This is a genomic window from Streptomyces sp. NPDC048416, assembly GCF_043200435.1.
GTDB lineage: Bacteria > Actinomycetota > Actinomycetes > Streptomycetales > Streptomycetaceae > Streptomyces.
Genome location: NZ_JBICXU010000003.1, coordinates 70,097 through 87,233 on the forward strand (window position 1 = coordinate 70,097; position 17,137 = coordinate 87,233).

Consider the following 17,137-nt stretch of genomic DNA (forward strand, 5'->3'; position numbering starts at 1 on the left):
TGGACACCACAGACATCATCAACTCGGACATCATCAACAAGGAGATCGTCGACGCCCTGGACGCCGCGCACGGCCGAACCGCCCGCACGGAACGGGGCGCGGACGGCCCGGGCGCCGTCGGTTCGGATGCCGTCGGCCCCGATGCCGTCGGTTCGGATGCCGCCGACCCGGACACTCTCGGCCCGGACACCGCCGGCTCGGACAGCATGGACGCCGCCGGCAACGCGGGCGGCGAGGCCGCTGCGAACGAGCCGAGCGGTGGCGGGGACAGCGCGACGCGGCGCCGGGTGGAGCTCGACCCCGACACGGTGGAACGCGATCTCGCCCGCCTTGTGCTGACCGTCATCGAACTGCTGCGGCAGCTCATGGAGCGCCAGGCACTGCGCCGCGTCGAGACCGGCGCCCTGACCGAGGACCAGGAGGAACGCATCGGGCTCACGCTCATGCTCCTGGAAGACAGGATGAGCGAGCTGCGGTCGAAGTTCGGGCTGCGCCCGGAAGATCTCAACATCGACCTCGGCCCGCTCGGCCCGCTGCTTCCGAGGGACGGCTCCTGAGCCGCACCGCCACCCGTCCCGGCGACGCGACCGCCGGACGGCTCGGTGGAACACACCTAGAGCATCGAGCGGTCACGCGCCGAGCGCGACGAAGGCAGGCCGAATCCAGGGGCCCGAGCGAACACCGCTCGGGCCCCTGGTCCGTGCCCTGAACCACCGGACCCCGGGCCCCGGGCCGCTGGGAGGAGCGCGGGGGCCCGGGGCCAACGGCCGACGTACGGCTCAAAGGTGGACCGTGGGACGGTAGACCGTCAGCGACTCGGGACGCTTGTCCGACGTCAACTGGCCCGCGGTGTCCGTCACTTCACCGTCGCACGCCAGTGGCGTACCTTCCGAGACGCCCGAGAGGCTCAACCTGCTCATCCTGCGTACGGCGCGCAGGGGAGTGCGGTTCAGTGGCCCGGCGAGGGCGGCGGCGAGCAACCGCAGCCCCGGCAGCCGGCCGCCCCGTACCGCACGCACGCCCAGCAGGCCGCCGCCCGGGCCCGGCCCGAACCGGCCGAGGTCCACCCGCACCGCGTCGCCCGAAGCCAGCGCCCGGCACGTGTCCTTGACCTCCTCGATGCCGAGGCCGTGCGCGATGTGGTTGAGAGCCCCGCCGGGGAACACGGCGAGCGGCACCCCGGCACGGGCCGCAGCCACCGCGGCCCGGTCGACGGTGTCGTCGCCGCCGCACACCCCGAGCGCCAGACCGCGCCGCGCCGCCTTGTCGAGAGCCGACGGCAGGTCGTCGGGGTCGCACTCGACGACCTCGGCGAGCGGCAGCGCCTCACGTACGAGGGCGGCCCGGGTGCGAGCAGTGCCGGAGGCGCGGTCGACCACGATCACCATGTCCCTGCCCTCGGGCAGGACCGGCGCGTCGGCGTACGGTCCGCCGGGGGGCGGGAGCTGTGTGCGGGGCGGGACCTGCGTAAGGGGCGGGAGCTGCTTGGGGGTCGGCACGAGCCCACGCACTGCGAAAGCCGCTCCCACCCCCAGGGCCGCGCCCACCATCACATCGCCCGGATAGTGCACCCCGGTGTACACGCGCGATGCCGCGACCGAAACACCCACCGGAGCCATGACGGCCCCCCAGCCCCACGACTCCAGCGCGACGCCCGTCACGAAGGCGGCGGCCGACGCGGAATGCCCGGAAGGGAAAGAGGTCGTGATCGGCCGGTGCTTCAACTGCCGTACCAGCGGCACCGCGTCGAGCAGCGGACGATCCCGGCGTACCGCGCGCTTCGCCACGGTGTTGACGGTCAGCGAGGCGAGCGCGAGCGAGGTGACGCCCCGCAGAGCCGCACGCCGGGCGCGGGGCGCGCGCGTCGCGCCCATCGCGCCGGCCGCCGCGAACCAGAGCACACCATGGTTGGCGGCCCGGCTCAGCCGTGGCAGCACGGCCTCCGCGGCCGGCCAGTGTCTGGTGGCGGCGAAGTGGAAGAGTGCCCGGTCCTGCTCGCCCAGTCGCTTGTGCCAGGTGGAGTACGTCATGGCACGCGGGTACCCGACGCCCCTCCGCCCAACCCGGCCCCACCTGGGACGCGGTACCGCGCGGCCGTCCTCGGCCGTCGCCCGTCCGGCCCCGTCTCGCGCCCTCCCGCCCGCCGGGCTCTGCCAGCTACCTGACTTGCTGTCAGGCCACGGTGTGCGTACGGCAATGCGTTACGGGCAGTCGATGGGCCGTCCAGTGCGGGCGCCCCGGCCCTGTCCGCTTGAGCTCGGCCCTCAGCTGAGCTCGGTCCTCAGCGCGGCGAAGGCCCACGACGGTGATGTGCTCGGCGCAGGCCCCATGGGCGCCTGGGTGGCCGGCCGCCCGGCCTAGAAATCCGCCGCCCCGCCAGGAGGCGAAGGGCGTCGCTCGAACCGCGCAGGCACCGGCGGCCATGCGCGCGGCGCGGCGCGACTGATGTCGGCCAGCGCGGCGCCCGCCTCCTGGTGGCCGGCCAGGTCGCCGAGGCTCACCATGCCGAGAGGGCGTCCCCGCGCCACCACCGGGAGCCGCCGCACCGCGTGCCGGCGCATCAAGGACAGGGCGGTCACCACCTCGTCGTCCGGCCCCACGCACACCGGCGACCGCGTGCAGACTGCCTGGGCGCTCACGACCAACGGATCCACTCCCTCGGCGACCGCACGCAACGCGATGTCCCGGTCGGTCAGCACCCCGACGACGCGCCCCGCACTGGTCACGAGCACATCGCCGATGTCCTGGGCCCGCATCAGTTGCGCCGCCTCCACGAGTGAGGCGTCGGGCCGCACGGCTGTGACGCCGACCGTCATCACTTCCCTGACGAAACGTGCCATGGCTTCGGCACCCCGTTCCTGTAGGTCCCTTGCAAGCTGTCCCTTGAGGGCGGCGGCCCCTTGCTGTCTTGATCCCCCGGCTGGGCTGGGCTGGGCCGGGCCGGGCCGGGTCGGGCCCCGGCCCGACTGCGGCTGCGGCCCTGGACCCGGTCCCTGGCCTCGGTCCTGGCCTCGGTCCTGGACGCGCCAGGGTCCGCCCTGCCTGTCCGACGCCCACGCCACGGGGCCGGGTACCCCGAGCACGGGAGCACGGGCAACCCGGGTACTGAGCACGGGAGTACGGGCAACCCGGGTACCGAGTACCAAGTACCGAGTACTAGGTACCGAGTACGGAGCCCGGGCACCCCGGGTACCGGGCACGGAGCACAGGAAACCCCCCCTCCTCGCGACGCCGTGGCGCATCGGCACGTTTGTTCTCGCGGGCTCGGGGCAGGCGCAGCACGTGCTTCGGACCGGAGGCACGTCCGTGGGAGCGGAATACCGCTCCGGGCGTGCCCCCTGCCCGGCCGAAGGCTCCCCGGTGACAACCACCCGCCGCACCGTTTTCAGGGAGCTGGGATCGCAGATGCGTACCACCACCATGGCGAAGCACAGGCACCCGCACGATGACGCACCGAAGACGGCGGCCGCCTTCGAACGGCTCGCGGCGCTGCCCGAGGGCCCCGAACGTGACGCCCTGCGGCAGGACCTCGTCAACGCGTGGCTGCCCATGTCCGAGCGGCTGGCCGGACGGTTCCGCAACCGTGGCGAGGCCCTTGAGGACCTGCGCCAGGTCGCCGCGCTCGGCCTCGTCAAGGCCGTCGACCGTTACGATCCCACGCGCGGCGCGGCGTTCGAGAGCTACGCCGTCCCCACCATCACCGGCGAGATCAAACGCCACTTCCGTGACCACATGTGGACCCTCCATGTGCCGCGCCGTGTACAGGACTTGAGGAGCCGGGTGCGGGTGGCGAGCCAGGAACTCGCCGCCGCCGCCGACTTCCAGCGACCCACCGTGGCGGACCTCGCCGCGCACACCGGCCTGACCGAGGACGAGGTCAGGGCCGGCCTTGAGGCCATCGACAGCTTCAGCGCGCTCTCCCTCGACGCCGAACTGTCCGGCGGGGCAGACGGATACACCCTCAGCGACTCCCTGGGCGGCGCCGACCCGGCGCTCGACATCGTCGTGGACCGAGAGTCCGTCAAGCCCGGCCTCAGCTGCCTGCCCGAACGTGAGCGCAAGATCCTCTACATGCGGTTCTTCCGTGACATGACCCAGAGCCGGATCGCCGAGGACCTGGGCATTTCACAGATGCACGTCTCCCGTTTGCTCACACGTTGTTGCGACCGTCTGCGGGATCAGGCCCTGCGGGATCAGGCTCCTCGGGAAAAGGCCCTCCGGGATCAGGCACCGCGGGATCAGGCTCCTCGGGAAAAGGCCCTGCGGCATCAGGCACCGCGGGACCTGGCTCTGCGGGATCCGCGCGTAGATCTTCGTCGTCGGCCGCTGCGGAGCGGGGATGGGGCGGGCGCGGGGACGACACCGACGCGCAGGTCTGCTGCTCCGGCTCAACGGGACCGCAGGGAGCTGAATATGAGCGATCGTCAGGAGCAGGAGGCCGCTGCATAGCGAGCGCGACATGACGGGCCATCACATCCATGGCCCGCCCTTCCGTCATCGAGAAGGGGCGCGCCGAACCGGTGCGGAACAGGGTCAGAACCCCCGTCACCGGCCCCGGGGCCCCCAACGGCACGCACATCAGGGACGACACCTCGGCGCGGGCCAGCATCGGCGTCCCCGATGCATCGCGCCCGAAGCCCTCGATGTCCTCCGGCTGCACCTGGAGCACCCCGTTCCCGGCCCGCGCCGCCTCAAGCACCATCGGACAGCTCGCCGGATCCTGGTCGGCCACCGCGTGCAGCAGCGCGGACGCGGCCGAGTCGGTCGGCCCCAGGCAGATCGCGCGCCGCAGCCCGCTGTCGACCAGATCGGCCACGATCCAGTCGGCGAACCGGCCGCACAGGACGCGGGCCGCCTCCTCCAGCACCAACGTCCGCTCGGTGGACGGTAGTTGGAGGAGTGTGGACGCCATGTCGTCGACCAGGTCCATGAGTTCGGCCTGCCGGGTCGACTCCCCGAGGTCGGGAACCCTCGGCGGTGGGGGAGCCGCCGCCGAACCTCGCGCGCTCCCCGCCTGGAACACCACGAGCACCGCGGGCTGCGGCTCGTCGGCCGGGCGCAGTGCCGTGAGCGTGGCCAGCAGCGGTTCCTCGGGGCGCTGCTGGAGACGCACGGTGAGCCCCCGGTCGCCCTCGCCCCTGGCCACCGCCGCCGCCTGCGAGCGGAACGCCGCCCGGTCCCCGGGCGTAAGCAGCGCCGCCAGCGGCCGCCCGGTGGCATACCCGGCACGGACCCCGGTGAGCCCGGTCGCCGCGAAGTTCAGCCTGCGCACGACCGTCTCCCGGTCGACCAGCGCCACCGGCAGCGGGAGCCGTTGGAACAGGGCCTTGAGCAGCTGCCGCTCCTGTCGCTCCGCGGGCGACGAGATCCCGGCCGCGGCCACCATCTGCTCGTAGCGTGGCCACAACCACTCGGCCACATACTGGAGTTCGAACAGTGCCGCGTCCAGGACCACCGAATGTTCACCGACGGGGCGAGCGCGTGCGGTGCGCAGCTCGCCCACCCGTCTGACGAAGTCCGCCAGTTCCTCGCCGAAGCCGTCTTCCGTCTGCGTCATGGGAGAAAGCTAGCCCCGTCACCCACATGCCGAGGGGGGCCTCCCGTTTTGGGTGCCACGGCACGGGAAGCCGCAACAGGAGGAGGCTGTTGCGATGCTGCCCGAGCCGGAACACCAGGAGCCCGAGACGACCACCACCGCCCGGCGGCTCTCCCTGCTCGCCGAACAGTCGGCGCGCTCCGTGCCCGCCTGCTGCGGCGCGGTCGCCACGATCTCGGAGAGCGGACCGGAACGCCGCATCACGGCCACCCACCCCGACCTGGCGCCGCTCGTCTCCCTCCAGCTCGCCTGCGGCGACGGCCCCGTCCCGAGCGCACTGGACGCGGGCGAACCCGTGGACATCGAGGACCTGCTGACCGAGGACCGCTGGCCGGGCCATCGCGCCCTGGCCCTCGCATCAGGCGTACGTTCCTGCGTCACCCTCCCCTTCCGCAGGTCCGGGATCGAGGTCACGGTCAGCCTCTACGGCTACCGGCCCGGATCCCTCAAGGGCATCGCGCGCGGCCCGGTCGGCATCCTCGCCAAGGAGACCGTCACCGGTCTGGTCCGTGACCGCCGCTACCGCGCGGCGCTGGCCGAAGTCGAACAGCTGGAGGCCGCGCTGCGCTCACGCGCGGTCATAGACCAGGCCAGCGGCATCGTGATGCACGTCCTCGGCTGCGAGGCGGAAACCGCCTTCGGCATCCTGCGCACCATCTCCCAGCGCACCAATCGCAAACTCGCCGAGATCGCCGACGCGGTGGTACGCACCAAGGGCCGCGGCCTGGAAGCGGAACTCACCGCCGTGGCGCCGTCGACCCCATGACGCTGACCGCCCGCCCATGCGGGGCACGCGGCCCAGAGCACCAGGCTTCGCGGATCTACACCTCCCCGGTGTCCGCACAAGCGGCGCGCCGGGCCGAACCTCCGTATAAAGGCTTGAGAGGCACGGATCACGCACAGCTCGCGTGGCACGGCGCGCGCAGAGGTGACGAGGTGCGGCTCGCGCGAAGGTCGCCGGGCACGGCTCGCGCAAGGGTTGTGAGGCAGGGTCTGCGTACGGGCCGTGAGGCAGGGTCCGCTTCCGGGCCGCGAGGGACAGTCCGCGCGGGACACGGGCCGAGAAGGCAACGGCGGGAAGGAACGGCATGCAGGGTACTGCCGCCGAAGGCCGGGGGCCGGTGCGCTACGGGCCACCCGCTCCTGTACCCGGCCTGCCCGTGCTCCCGGAACTCCTCGCCGTACTCGAAGCCGCCGCAGGACGCACCGACCCCGAGCCGCCCGGCGGCGGACTCGGACTGCGCGAGGCGGCCTGCGGCTACTGGCTGCGCCGGGGCCTGCCCACCACACCGGAACGGGTCGCCGCCGCCCCCGGCGCACAGGCACTCCTCATCGCCCTCCTCGGCGCGTACGGCGGCGACGTCCTGATGCCCCGGCCGTGCCCCGCGTGGTGGACACCGCAGGCCCGGCTGCTCGGCAGGCCCGCCTACCATGTGCCGACCCCGGCCGAATGCGGCGGCGTCCCGGACCCCTACGCGCTGCTGGAAACCATCCGCCGGGTACGCGCGGAGGGCGGCAACCCCCGGCTGCTACTGCTCTGCGTCGCCGACGACCCGACCGCCACCGTGGCGCCGCCCGAGACCGTACGGGAAGCGTGTGAGGCGGCCGTCGGCGAAGGGCTGCACATCATCAGCGACGAAACCTGGCGGGACACCGTGCACCGGCCCCATGAGACGGTGCCGCTCAGCCCCGCCGAAATGTGCCCCGACGACGTGACGGTCCTCGTCGATCTCGGCGGCGCCCTCACCCCGCCCGGCTGGCCCGCGGCCGTCGCACGCTTCCCCGCCGCGCGCTTTCCCGCCACCGCGGCGGACGCCGCACACCGGGCCCGCACCCTGGACGTCCTGGCCGCACTCGGCGCCGTACTGGCGGGCCCGGTCGGCGCGGCAGCCGCCTACGCGCTGAGCGAACCGGCACCCGTCGCCGACCGCATCCGGCAGGCAGCGGCCCTGCACGCCCGTGTCGCGTCCGCCGCCCACCACGCCGTACTCGACGCGGGCGCCCTGGCCCGGCCCCCACAGGCCGGCCGGCACCTCTACGCTGACCTGGGCCCGTTCCGTACACGCCTCGCCGCCCACGGCGTCACCGACTCCATGGAACTTGAGGACTACCTGACGACCCGGCTCGCCGCTCCCGCCCCCGGCGGCCACCGCTTCGGCGACGAGCTCGGAGCCCTGCGCGTCCGCCTCGCGACCGGCCCGCTGCTCGGCTCGACCCCGGAGCAGCGACTGGACTCCCTCGCGGCGGCAGACCCTCTCCAACTGCCGCACGTACGCGAGGCGTTGCGCCATTTCGCCTCAGTACTCGCTGAATTGCACTGACACACGGCCACCCGCCGCGCCGCGCCGCGCCACTCAGCGGGACAGTCAGCCAGGACAGGACGCCGAAAGCGCTCTCAGCAGCCACCCAGCCACCCCACCACCCCCCGCCAACGGCACCGCCCGCCAGGACAGGACGCCGAAAGCGCTCTCAGCGCCAGGGCGCATCGGCCGGGATCGTCCGCCGGGGCATCCAGGAGCGCTCTCAGCCACCGCCATGCGGGGCTGCGACCCGAGCTCGCCGCATCCTGCGCCACCCCGCGGGTGCCCCGCTGATCAAGAGGGTCAGGGCGACGGCCACCGCCACGCCCTTCCACGGCTCGTCGAAGAGGGATCCGCCGAGTATGCCGATCAGGCCGTACGCGCCGGCCCAGGCGAGGCAGGCCCAGATGTCGCCCCGTACGAACGTCCGCAACGGCATCTCGCCGAGCAGACAGGCCAGCATCACCGGAATCCGCCCGGCCGGCACCAGGCGGGACAGCACGAGCACGACCACACCGTGGTCGTCGAGTTTGCGCCTGGCCTGCTCCAGGTGGTCCGGCGCAGCCCGGTCGCGCAGCGTCGCGAGCAAACGCGAGCCGTTCTTCGAGCGCACCCCGCGCTGCCCGAGCCAGTACAGCGCGACATCCCCGAGGAAAGCGGCGAGCGCGCCCACCCCGAACGTCAGCAGCAGCGAGAACCAGGCGGTCTGGTGAAAAGCCACCACCGCGGCCGTCGACACCAGTGCCCCGGTCGGCACCACCGGGATCAGTGACCCGAGGACCACCAGGACGAACAGCGTCGGGTAGCCCGCGGCCTGCTGGGTCGTTTCCGGTGTCACTGTCGAAGCGAGATCGAGAACCCGCGCGGCGATCATCGCGTGGCCTCCAGACGTACGCTCTCGCCGTGCTCAAGCCGGTGCACCGCCGCCTTCGGGGCGACTCGGGCCGCCTGCCGTACGAACTCCTCGCCCGGCGCGTGGAACTCATGCGGCCGCACACTGTCCATGCCGACCGGCCAGTACGTGCCGTAGTGCACCGGCACCGCTGAGAGCGCTCCCAGCTCGGCCAGTGCCTGCGCCGCGCGTCCCGCGTCGAGATGCCCAAGGCCGAGCCGGGGCCCCCAGCCGCCGACGGGGAGCAGCGCCACATCCACCGGCCCGACGGCGGATGCCATGCCGTCGAACAGGCCGGTGTCCCCCGCGAAATAGGTCCGGGCCGCGCCCTCCACGACGTAGCCGAGCGCGGCACAGCGCTGTGGCCCCATCGGCAGCCTGCGCCCGTCGTGCCGGGCGGGCACGGCCCGTACCCGAAGCCCCCCGACCTCGACCGTGTCCCCGGCCCGCACCTCCGTGATGCGCAGGCCGAGCCGCCCAAGCGCCGGCACCGAACGCACCGCCCCGGCCGGCCCGATCAGCCGGGTGCCGGGCGCGAGCCGGGCGAGGGAGGGCACATGCAGATGGTCGGCGTGCAGATGCGAGACCAGCACGGCGTCGGCCACCGCGGCCCGCGACGTCGGGAGCGCTCCACGGCGCCGCCGCAGATGCGCGAGACGGCGCGCGAACAGCGGATCGGTGAGCACCCGGACGCCGGAATCCTCGATCGTGCAGGTGGCATGACCCCACCAAGTGATCTCCACCGGCACGAAATCCGCTCCTCTTCTCGACGCTGGTCGTGGACGATTGTTCACGACGAGCCTATGTCTCCCCGCGCGCAAACCACGGCAGTCGGGGTAGGCATCCGGGCACCAGAGGGGAGGGGTGCCGTGACCATGCACTCCGAGCAGTGTCCGCGCTGCGGAGGGGTCCTGGCGGTGAGCCAGGACGGCTGGAAAATCTGCCATTCCTGCGGCTACTCCTCGCCGCCGTGAAGGGGAGTAGGGTCGCCCCGACGGCTCATACAGGGGGACGGCCATGGACCACGTACGGGTGGCGGCGATCGCCAGCCTGACCCCGCTGGAGGAACTCGACCTCGACCCCTTCCTCGTGGACACCCGCAGCCAGCACGAAATGTGCGCCCGCTGGGCCGCGGGCCGGGGATACATAGTCACGAGCCAGCTGCTCTTCTACGGTCTGCGTCCGGACCACCGGGGCCTGTGGTCGGACATCGACGCGGGCCTCGTCGACATGTTCGTCGCGCCCAACGAGCGTGTTCTCGCAAGGGCGTTGACCTCCGTGCCGGAATTCTCCGCCGAGTGCGAACGGCGCGGTGTACGTCTGGAGACGGCCGACCTGGACGAGCCCGCCTACGACGCCACGCACAAGGCCCACATCCACCGCCGCCTCTCCATGCCCACCGCCGGCTACGACGGTTGCTGAGAGCGCTCTCACCCCGCGACGCGCGCGCTTCTCCGACTTTCCGAGCTTCGACGCTCGCGGGCTTCCGCAGCCCCGCGACGCGTTTCTCCGAACCGCGACGATCCCAGGCTTCCCCAGCCCGCCGGACACGCCCCGCCCCCTCGGCACCCCCGGACCCCCGGGTGTGTCACGCCTCGCGGATGCCAGATCGTCCCCGGGCGATACGGCCCACGAGCCCTGACCACCCCCTGTGGCAGGGTGGGGGACGAACGGGCACGGTGAAGGGCGGGCGGACGTGGGGCGATGGCGGACGACGGGCGGCGCCCTGCTCCGGGTGATGGTGGTGTGGGTCGTCTCGACGCTCACCCTGATGCTGCTCGCCGGCGTCCTGCCCGACTTCAAGCTCACCTCCGACGACGGCGAGAGCATCACCCGGGTCGCGCTGACCGCGGGCTGGGGTGCGGCCGCGTTCGGACTGCTCAGCGCGCTGGTGTGGCCGCTCGTCGTACGGGCCTTCCTGCTGGTGCCCGCGCTGGTACTCGGCCTTCTGGTCTTCTTCCTCAACGGCTCGCTGCTCCTGATCGCGCTCCGCCTGATCCCGACCGGCAGCGGCGCGGCCGAACCAGAGACCGCCGTGATCGTTGCCGCCGTGATGTCGGCGGTGGCATCGGCGACCTCCACCGCCCTCGCCGTACGCAACGACGACGCCTACCGGCGCCGGCTGTCCCGGCTCGCCCAACGCCGCAGACGCGGACCGGGACGCGACGACGGACCGCCGCAACCGCCCGGCATCGTCTTCATCCAGCTCGACGGAGTCGGCGAACGCGTGCTGCGCGACGCGGTCGGCGCGGGCCTGATGCCGACCGTCGCGGCCTGGCTGAAGGACACGCACCGGCTCACCCCGTGGCGTACCGACTGGTCGAGCCAGACCGGCGCGAGCCAGCTCGGCATTCTGCACGGCACCACCTTCGACGTGCCCGCCTTCCGCTGGTACGAGAAGGAGAGCGGCGAGGTGATGGTCTCCAACCGGCCCGCCTCCGCCGTCGAACTGCAACGCCGGGCCGTGGAGCGCACCGGCGACGGCGGACTGCTCACCCTGGACGGCGCCAGCCGGGGCAACCTGTTCTCCGGCGGCGCGGACCAGGTGGCCCTTGTCCTCACGGCGGCCGCCCGCAGAGGGCGCCGCAACCGCTCTCGCGCCGGATACTTCGCCTACTTCTCCGACCCCGCCAACGCGGTGCGCACCGCGGGCTCCTTCCTCGCCGAGGTAGTCCGGGAGATCGCCCAGTCCACGCGGGCCAGGCTCAGCAAGCAGACGCCACGCATCGGCAGGGGCGGCCTCTACCCCCTCATCCGCGCATTCGCGACAGTCGTGGAACGGGATGTGGTCGTCGCCGCCGTCATGGGCGACATGCTCGCCGGACGCACCGCCGTGTACGCCGACCTCGTCGCCTACGACGAAGTGGCCCACCACTCCGGACCGCACGGCAGGGACGCCGCGCAGGTGCTCAAGCGACTCGACCGCTCCCTCGCGCTGATCGCCGGCGCCGCCGAATACGCACCGCGCGCCTACCGGATCGTGCTCCTCTCCGACCACGGGCAGAGCCCCGGCGAGACCTTTGAGAGCGCTTTCGGCCTGACCCTGAAGGACCTCGTACGGGCCGGCTGCGGGCTGCCCGTGCCGCGCCGGGCCCGCCGCACCCGCAGCGGCGCGGAGGCCAGGTACGCGGTGCGGGTCGCGCTGCACCGGCCCGTCGAGGAAGCCCCGGACGAGCAGGAACACCGGCCAGGGCGCCTGCCCGACCCGGTCGTGCTCGCCTCCGGCAACCTCGGCCTGATCTCGTTCCCCGATGTCGAAGGCCGCATGACCCGCGAACGCATCGACCGCCGCCACCCGGCCCTCCTGGCCACCCTGGCCGCCCACCCCGGCATCGGCTTCCTCCTCGTACGCAGCCAGGCGCACGGAGCGGTGGTGCTCGGCCGGGACGGCATCGAGGTGCCGCTGGACCAACTGACCGACGAGGAAGGGCCGTTGAGGGGGTTCGGGCGCGGCGCGGCCGACGCGGTACGCCGCACCGACACCTTCCCGCACACCGCCGACATCATGGTCAACTCGATGTACGACCCCGCCACCGGCCAGGTCCACGCCTTCGAGGAACAGATCGGCTCGCACGGCGGGCTGGGCGGCGAGCAGTCCCGCCCCTTCCTGCTCTCACCGCTCACCCTGTCCAAACCGCCGGCGGGCGCAGCCGAGCTCGTCGGCGCCGAACAGGTGCACCACGTACTGCGACGCTGGCTGCGCGAAGGTCAGGGACCGCAGATTCCGCTGGTGACCGAGGTCGCCGCGCCGATGGAGGATTCACCGTCGACCGGCTGAGCGGAAGGATCTTTTCCGGTTAGCGGCCGCGCCGTACAGGACAAAAACCACTGATTTGGTGCGCTGTCCTCCGTACCCGACCATGGTCAGGTTTGTCCCGTACGAGAGGCGCGCCACCCCACCATGACCACGCAAGAAGCCCCGAGCAAGCACGCCCGGCAGTTCGGTCTGCCGATCGCGATCGCGCTGGTCATGGGCAACATCATCGGCGGCGGAATCTTCCTGCTGCCCGCCTCCGTCGCCCCCTTCGGCACCATCAGCCTGGTCGCGTTCGTCGTCCTGACCGCCGGCGCCGTCGCCCTCGCCCTGGTCTTCGGCCGGCTCGCCCAACGGCACCCCCAGACCGGCGGACCCTACGTCTACGCCCGCGAGGCGTTCGGCGACTTCGCCGGGTTCCTCGCGGCCTGGTCCTACTGGATCACCACCTGGGTCTCCAACGCCGCCCTCGCGGTCGCCGCGGTCGGCTACCTCGACGTTCTCATACCGGTGCACGGCTCCAAGGCGGCGACGATCACCGCGGCGCTGCTGCTCCAATGGCTCCCGGCGCTCGCCAACCTCGCCGGCACCCGGTATGTGGGAGCGGTCCAACTCATCGCCACCGTCCTGAAGTTCGCCCCGCTGCTGCTGGTCGCCGTGGGCGGTCTGTTCTTCTTCGACCCCGCGAACCTCGGCCCCTTCCAGGCCGGCGACCAGTCCGGGCTCGGCGCGATATCCGCCTCTGCCGCGATCCTGCTCTTCAGTTACCTCGGCGTCGAGTCCGCCGCGGTCAGCGCGGGCGAGGTCCGCGACCCGCGCCGCAACGTGGGACGCGCCACGATCTTCGGCACGGTCGGCGCCGCCGTGATCTACCTCTTGGGCACGCTCTCCGTGTTCGGCACGGTCCCTCACGACAAGCTCGTCGGCTCCACCGCCCCCTTCACGGACGCCGTGAACTCCATGTTCGGCGGTTCCTGGGGCGGCACCGCCGTCGCGGTCGCCGCACTCGTCTCGATGGTCGGCGCGCTCAACGGCTGGACCCTGCTGAGCGCCCAGACCCCCTACGCCGCCGCGAAGGACGGACTCTTCCCGAAGGTGTTCGCGGTCAAGAGGCGCGGCGTGCCGACAGCGGGCGTCCTGGTCACCGCCGTCCTCGCCTCCCTCCTCACGGTCTACAATTACACCGCGGGCTCCAAGGGCGTCTTCGAGATCCTGGTCCTGGTGACCACCTTCACCGCCACCGTCCCCTACCTCCTGTCGACCGCCGCCCAGATCTACTTCCTCGCCTCCGGCCGGCCCGAGCGCGTGCACCGCTCCCGCCTGATCCGCGACGCGGTCCTGGCCGTCCTCGCGTTCGGCTTCTCCATGTGGCTCGTGGCCGGTTCCGGCTACGAGGCGGTCTACCAGGGCGTGCTGTTCCTCTTCGCCGGTGTCCTCGTGTACGCGTGGATGGCGGCCCGCAGGCAGCACGCCGCCGAGGGCGGGGGTTCGGGCCAGGACGGGTTCTCGACTCCGGAAGGCCTCCCCGCCCAGCACGAGCCCTCCGCCCAGGACGAGCCCTCCGCCCAGGACGAATCCCCGGCCCAGGTCGAATCCCCGCCCCGGGACGAGCCGTCCGCCCACGACGAATCCCCGGCCCGGGATGGGCACGCCATCCACGGCATGCCCTCCGCGCACGGCAGTACCGTCGCCTGAGGTGTCGTCGAGGCTGCGGTTTCGTGCCGCGTGACGTGTCGTGCCGCGTGACCCGTCGTCGCGCGTGACGCGTCGTTGTGCGGGACGTGTTGTTCGCCACGCTCTCGCGCCGTAAGGCCGGGTGAGAGCGCGTTCAGGACCGGGGCGTCACCGTCGTACCGCCGTTGGTGGTTGCGTATAAGTGGATCATGTGTGGTGGGATGAGCCGATGCGAACCCCCACGCGCATGCAACCCCGCTACCGCAACCCCTATGACGAACTCGCGGCGCTGGCCGACCCCGAGCCGGAGCACGAGCCCGAGCCGGAGCACGGCCCGGCGCTCGACCCGGTCGACGGCTCCTGGCATGAACCGGGTTACGTAACCCAGGAGATACCGGCAGCGGTACCGCAGGGGGCGCCGGAGCACACGCCGAGAGCGCTCTCACCGGGACTGCCCGAACTCAGCCCCGACGACGACTTTTTCGCCCCCGCGCCCGAACACCGGCGGCCCAGGAACGGCCGTCGTGCCAGGCGCGGCCGCCGACGCCCCCGGAGCGCGTTCGCCGCGCTGCCCCGCGCCGCGAAAATCCTGGCCACCCTCGCCGTGTGTGCGGGATTCCTGATCCTCACGGACCGTTGCGCCGCGATGTACGCGGAGAAGAAGGCACAGCAGGCGCTCCAGCAAGAGCTTCACCTGGAAGCCGCCCCCCAGGTGGACATCCACGGCTTTCCCTTCCTCACCCAGGTTCTCGACAAGCGACTGGAGCGCGTGGACGTCACGGTGCCGCATGTGCCGGCCGACCGGATCTCGCTGGCGAAAGTACAGGCCAGCGCCCGGGACATCGAGTTGACGGGTGATCTGCCCAGCGACATACGCGGTGCCGTCATCAGCAGTCTGAACGGCGAGATCACGCTCTCCTTCGACGACATGAACCGCGAACTCGCCGCCTCCCAGATCAAGTTCAGCCGACGCAGCGACAACTCCGTCGGCGCGGACGGCCAGTTGACGATCGCCGGACAGGAACTGCGCGTACGGGCCGACGCCCAGTTGCGGCTCGACGGCGATCGGGGCCTGTCCACGGACATCGACGGCATGAGCCTCGACATGCCGGGCATCGCCATCTACCGACCCGGCAGGGACAGGGGCCTGACGCTGCACCGCGAGAGCGCCGAACTCATCAGCAGGGACACGGCGCGCATCAAGGCGCTCCTGTCCGTGCCGGCCGTGGTGAAGCGTCTCGGAGTGCCACAGAAGGACATCGACGCCGCGCTGCGCAGCGAGACGAAGCTCCACGAGCTGGTGGGCACGCCGAGGTTCGTGGATCAGATGATGGGCGTCAACCTCGTCGACGTGGTGGTGGACCACCCCTGGCTGCTATCCAAGGTGGGCATCGATCCGGCGCTGATCACCGGACTGCTCCAGATGCGCCCGCCGGAGCTGTCCGACCGCTTGTCCTTCTCCTTCACGCTCCCCAAGGAGGCACAGGACCTGCACCTGCGTGGGGTGCACGTCGAGAAGGACGGCATCGTGGCGAACGTCTCGGGCCGTGAGCTGGCCGTCGGCAAGGACCACTGACCCCGCTGACCTCGCTGACCTCGGTACGCGGCGTGAGGTGCCCCCTGGGGTGCGAACCCCGGCGAATGCGCGGATGCTGGGTGTGCCAGCATCCGCAAGGAGGCAGTTATGTCGATGCTCGACAAGCTCAAGGGCCTGCTCAAGGGTCACGAGGACACCGCGCGTCAGGGAGTCGAGAAGGGTGGCGACGCCTTCGACGCGAGGACCGGGAACAAGTACCAGGGCCAGGTCGACACGGCCCAGCAGAAGCTCAATGAGCAGCTGGGCTCCGACAGGCCGCAGGACCGCCCGCCGCAGGTTTAGGGCGCGTCTGGCGGACCAGGGTCACGGGCCGCGGCATACCGCGTCCCGTGCCGCCCGAGCGTCCGCGTATGCGTGGTGCGGCCGCCCCCGTCCCGCAGTGCGTCCAGGCGACGGACCGCGAGGCGGGGGCGGATGCGGTCATGACGGTGACGTGCGGCACGGGTGTGACATGCGGTACGGGTGTCAGGTGCAAGGAGGCGTCAAGGGCGGCAGGCGAAATCACCCGGTAGGGCGGATCTGCCGACTGCGCGCGCACGACACCTCGGTGAAGGGGCAGTGCTGTCCTCGTGCCGTCCGCCTCTCTCGTCTCCCTCGCCTGGTTCGCCGCGCTGCGCCGTGCCCTCGTGGTGCTGCTTGTGCTGGGCGCACTGTGCGGGGCGGCGCCGGCGGCCCAGGCCGCTGTGGGGCGGGACACCGTCGCGGTGTCGGTGACGCCCGAGCCGTCCGCCGAGACCACACCGGACGCGGCCGATGCCGTACTTCCGCCGCAGTCGAGCCGTGTCGCACGACAGATCCGCCCATCGGTGGGTGCCGCCGAACAGGGGCCACGGCCCGGGGCGCCGGCTTTCATCCCGTACGACAACGCCCGCCGCCGGCCCGCCGCTGCGACGGGCGTGCGCTGTGTGGTGCTGCGCTGCTGACGGTTCCGGAAGGAGCCACGTCGGTCAGCCAACTCACGTACACAGCAAGGTGGTTCAGCCATGCCCATCGACCCGTTCGCGGCGCTCAACGCCATGATCCGCGCCGAGGCCGCGCGCATTCGTCCCGCCGGGCCCGGCACTGCCGACAAGAAGCCGACGGCCGAGCGCGAGGAGGAACGCCGCCACGAGCACCACCAGGACGCAAGGCGGGGGCGCTAGCCCAACGCGGGGTGGGGGGGGGGGGGGGGGGGGGGGGGGGGGGGGGGCGGCCCCCCCCCCCCCCCCCCCCCCCCCCCCCCCCCCCCCCCCCCCCCCCCCCCCCCCCCCCCCCCCCCCCCCCCCCCCCCCCCCCCCCCCCCCGCGGGGCACCTCGGGGCGGCCTGCGACAGCTCCTGCTCGAC

Annotated in this window: 15 protein-coding genes and 1 pseudogene; 11 read left to right on the top strand and 5 right to left on the bottom strand. The window is 72.3% G+C overall.

Annotation, left to right across the window (positions count from 1 at the left end):
* The first annotated feature begins 287 nt into the window (after positions 1-287).
* Entirely contained in the window at positions 288-557 is a 270-nt protein-coding gene (locus tag ACGFW5_RS05095) for a gas vesicle protein K (protein ID WP_393833076.1), read from the top strand.
* A 222-nt stretch (positions 558-779) separates the two neighbouring features.
* Here ACGFW5_RS05095 and ACGFW5_RS05100 read toward each other — a convergent pair whose 3' ends face one another.
* The gene (locus ACGFW5_RS05100) at positions 780-2,030 is read right to left on the bottom strand and encodes a phosphatase PAP2 family protein (protein WP_393832798.1); all 1,251 of its coding nucleotides are present in this window, start codon (positions 2,028-2,030) and stop codon (positions 780-782) included.
* A gap of 327 nt (positions 2,031-2,357) precedes the next feature.
* A complete protein-coding gene (locus tag ACGFW5_RS05105; protein WP_393832799.1) occupies positions 2,358-2,840 on the bottom strand; it encodes a CBS domain-containing protein in 483 nt (160 codons plus the stop codon).
* 565 nt (positions 2,841-3,405) lie between these two features.
* Here ACGFW5_RS05105 and ACGFW5_RS05110 point away from each other — a divergent pair.
* Positions 3,406-4,200: pseudogene (locus ACGFW5_RS05110) on the top strand (RNA polymerase sigma factor SigF); the annotation flags it as partial.
* On the opposite strand, the gene ACGFW5_RS05115 reads toward ACGFW5_RS05110, so the two are convergent.
* Positions 4,151-5,557 (bottom strand): PAS domain-containing protein, encoded by a 1,407-nt coding sequence (locus tag ACGFW5_RS05115; protein WP_393832800.1) that lies wholly within the window; start codon positions 5,555-5,557, stop codon positions 4,151-4,153. The pseudogene ACGFW5_RS05110 and the gene ACGFW5_RS05115 sit on opposite strands and share 50 nt — an antisense overlap.
* A gap of 94 nt (positions 5,558-5,651) precedes the next feature.
* Here ACGFW5_RS05115 and ACGFW5_RS05120 point away from each other — a divergent pair, with 94 nt between their 5' ends.
* Entirely contained in the window at positions 5,652-6,362 is a 711-nt protein-coding gene (locus tag ACGFW5_RS05120; protein WP_393832801.1) for an ANTAR domain-containing response regulator, read from the top strand.
* A gap of 322 nt (positions 6,363-6,684) precedes the next feature.
* Positions 6,685-7,917 carry an aminotransferase class I/II-fold pyridoxal phosphate-dependent enzyme gene (locus tag ACGFW5_RS05125; RefSeq protein WP_393832802.1) on the top strand — a complete coding sequence of 411 codons (1,233 nt, stop codon included), beginning with the start codon at positions 6,685-6,687 and terminating at the stop codon, positions 7,915-7,917.
* A gap of 202 nt (positions 7,918-8,119) precedes the next feature.
* Here the strand turns inward: ACGFW5_RS05125 and ACGFW5_RS05130 are convergent, their stop codons facing one another.
* Together ACGFW5_RS05130 and ACGFW5_RS05135 are read right to left on the bottom strand one after the other, a co-directional pair.
* On the bottom strand, positions 8,120-8,770 hold the full coding sequence (locus tag ACGFW5_RS05130) for a DedA family protein (protein WP_393832803.1): 651 nt from the start codon (positions 8,768-8,770) through the stop codon (positions 8,120-8,122).
* Positions 8,767-9,537: an MBL fold metallo-hydrolase gene (locus ACGFW5_RS05135; protein ID WP_393832804.1), complete on the bottom strand. Its 771-nt coding sequence runs from the start codon at positions 9,535-9,537 to the stop codon at positions 8,767-8,769. Before ACGFW5_RS05135 ends, ACGFW5_RS05130 begins: the two co-directional genes overlap by 4 nt.
* A 268-nt stretch (positions 9,538-9,805) precedes the next feature.
* Between ACGFW5_RS05135 and ACGFW5_RS05140 the strand changes: the two genes are divergently transcribed.
* The 7 genes from ACGFW5_RS05140 to ACGFW5_RS05170 all read left to right on the top strand — a co-directional run bounded on the left by ACGFW5_RS05140 (position 9,806) and on the right by ACGFW5_RS05170 (position 16,955).
* Positions 9,806-10,210 carry a hypothetical protein gene (locus ACGFW5_RS05140; RefSeq protein ID WP_393832805.1) on the top strand — a complete coding sequence of 135 codons (405 nt, stop codon included), beginning with the start codon at positions 9,806-9,808 and terminating at the stop codon, positions 10,208-10,210.
* 316 nt (positions 10,211-10,526) lie between these two features.
* Complete coding sequence (locus ACGFW5_RS05145; protein ID WP_393833077.1) at positions 10,527-12,566, top strand: alkaline phosphatase family protein; 2,040 nt, start codon at positions 10,527-10,529, stop codon at positions 12,564-12,566.
* Positions 12,567-12,689: 123 nt separating this feature from the next.
* Positions 12,690-14,237, top strand: coding sequence for an amino acid permease (locus tag ACGFW5_RS05150; RefSeq protein WP_393832806.1), 1,548 nt, complete (start codon positions 12,690-12,692; stop codon positions 14,235-14,237).
* Between the two features lie 208 nt (positions 14,238-14,445).
* On the top strand, positions 14,446-15,792 hold the full coding sequence (locus tag ACGFW5_RS05155) for a DUF2993 domain-containing protein (protein WP_393832807.1): 1,347 nt from the start codon (positions 14,446-14,448) through the stop codon (positions 15,790-15,792).
* 108 nt (positions 15,793-15,900) lie between these two features.
* Complete coding sequence (locus ACGFW5_RS05160; RefSeq protein WP_393832808.1) at positions 15,901-16,095, top strand: antitoxin; 195 nt, start codon at positions 15,901-15,903, stop codon at positions 16,093-16,095.
* Positions 16,096-16,382: 287 nt separating this feature from the next.
* Positions 16,383-16,736, top strand: a complete 354-nt coding sequence (locus tag ACGFW5_RS05165) for a hypothetical protein (RefSeq protein ID WP_393832809.1) — start codon at positions 16,383-16,385, stop codon at positions 16,734-16,736.
* A 60-nt stretch (positions 16,737-16,796) separates the two neighbouring features.
* A complete protein-coding gene (locus ACGFW5_RS05170) occupies positions 16,797-16,955 on the top strand; it encodes a hypothetical protein (RefSeq protein WP_393832810.1) in 159 nt (52 codons plus the stop codon).
* Positions 16,956-17,137: the final 182 nt, after the last annotated feature.

Excerpts from the sequence above, each read along its gene's own strand:
- ACGFW5_RS05100 (WP_393832798.1), bottom strand. The coding sequence starts at position 2,030 with ATGACGTACTCCACCTGGCACAAGCGACTGGGCGAGCAGGACCGGGCA.
- ACGFW5_RS05105 (WP_393832799.1), bottom strand. The coding sequence starts at position 2,840 with ATGGCACGTTTCGTCAGGGAAGTGATGACGGTCGGCGTCACAGCCGTG.
- ACGFW5_RS05115 (WP_393832800.1), bottom strand. The coding sequence starts at position 5,557 with ATGACGCAGACGGAAGACGGCTTCGGCGAGGAACTGGCGGACTTCGTC.
- ACGFW5_RS05120 (WP_393832801.1), top strand. The coding sequence starts at position 5,652 with ATGCTGCCCGAGCCGGAACACCAGGAGCCCGAGACGACCACCACCGCC.
- ACGFW5_RS05125 (WP_393832802.1), top strand. The coding sequence starts at position 6,685 with ATGCAGGGTACTGCCGCCGAAGGCCGGGGGCCGGTGCGCTACGGGCCA.
- ACGFW5_RS05130 (WP_393832803.1), bottom strand. The coding sequence starts at position 8,770 with ATGATCGCCGCGCGGGTTCTCGATCTCGCTTCGACAGTGACACCGGAA.
- ACGFW5_RS05140 (WP_393832805.1), top strand. The coding sequence starts at position 9,806 with ATGGACCACGTACGGGTGGCGGCGATCGCCAGCCTGACCCCGCTGGAG.
- ACGFW5_RS05145 (WP_393833077.1), top strand. The coding sequence starts at position 10,527 with ATGGTGGTGTGGGTCGTCTCGACGCTCACCCTGATGCTGCTCGCCGGC.
- ACGFW5_RS05150 (WP_393832806.1), top strand. The coding sequence starts at position 12,690 with ATGACCACGCAAGAAGCCCCGAGCAAGCACGCCCGGCAGTTCGGTCTG.
- ACGFW5_RS05155 (WP_393832807.1), top strand. The coding sequence starts at position 14,446 with ATGCGAACCCCCACGCGCATGCAACCCCGCTACCGCAACCCCTATGAC.
- ACGFW5_RS05160 (WP_393832808.1), top strand. The coding sequence starts at position 15,901 with ATGTCGATGCTCGACAAGCTCAAGGGCCTGCTCAAGGGTCACGAGGAC.
- ACGFW5_RS05170 (WP_393832810.1), top strand. The coding sequence starts at position 16,797 with ATGCCCATCGACCCGTTCGCGGCGCTCAACGCCATGATCCGCGCCGAG.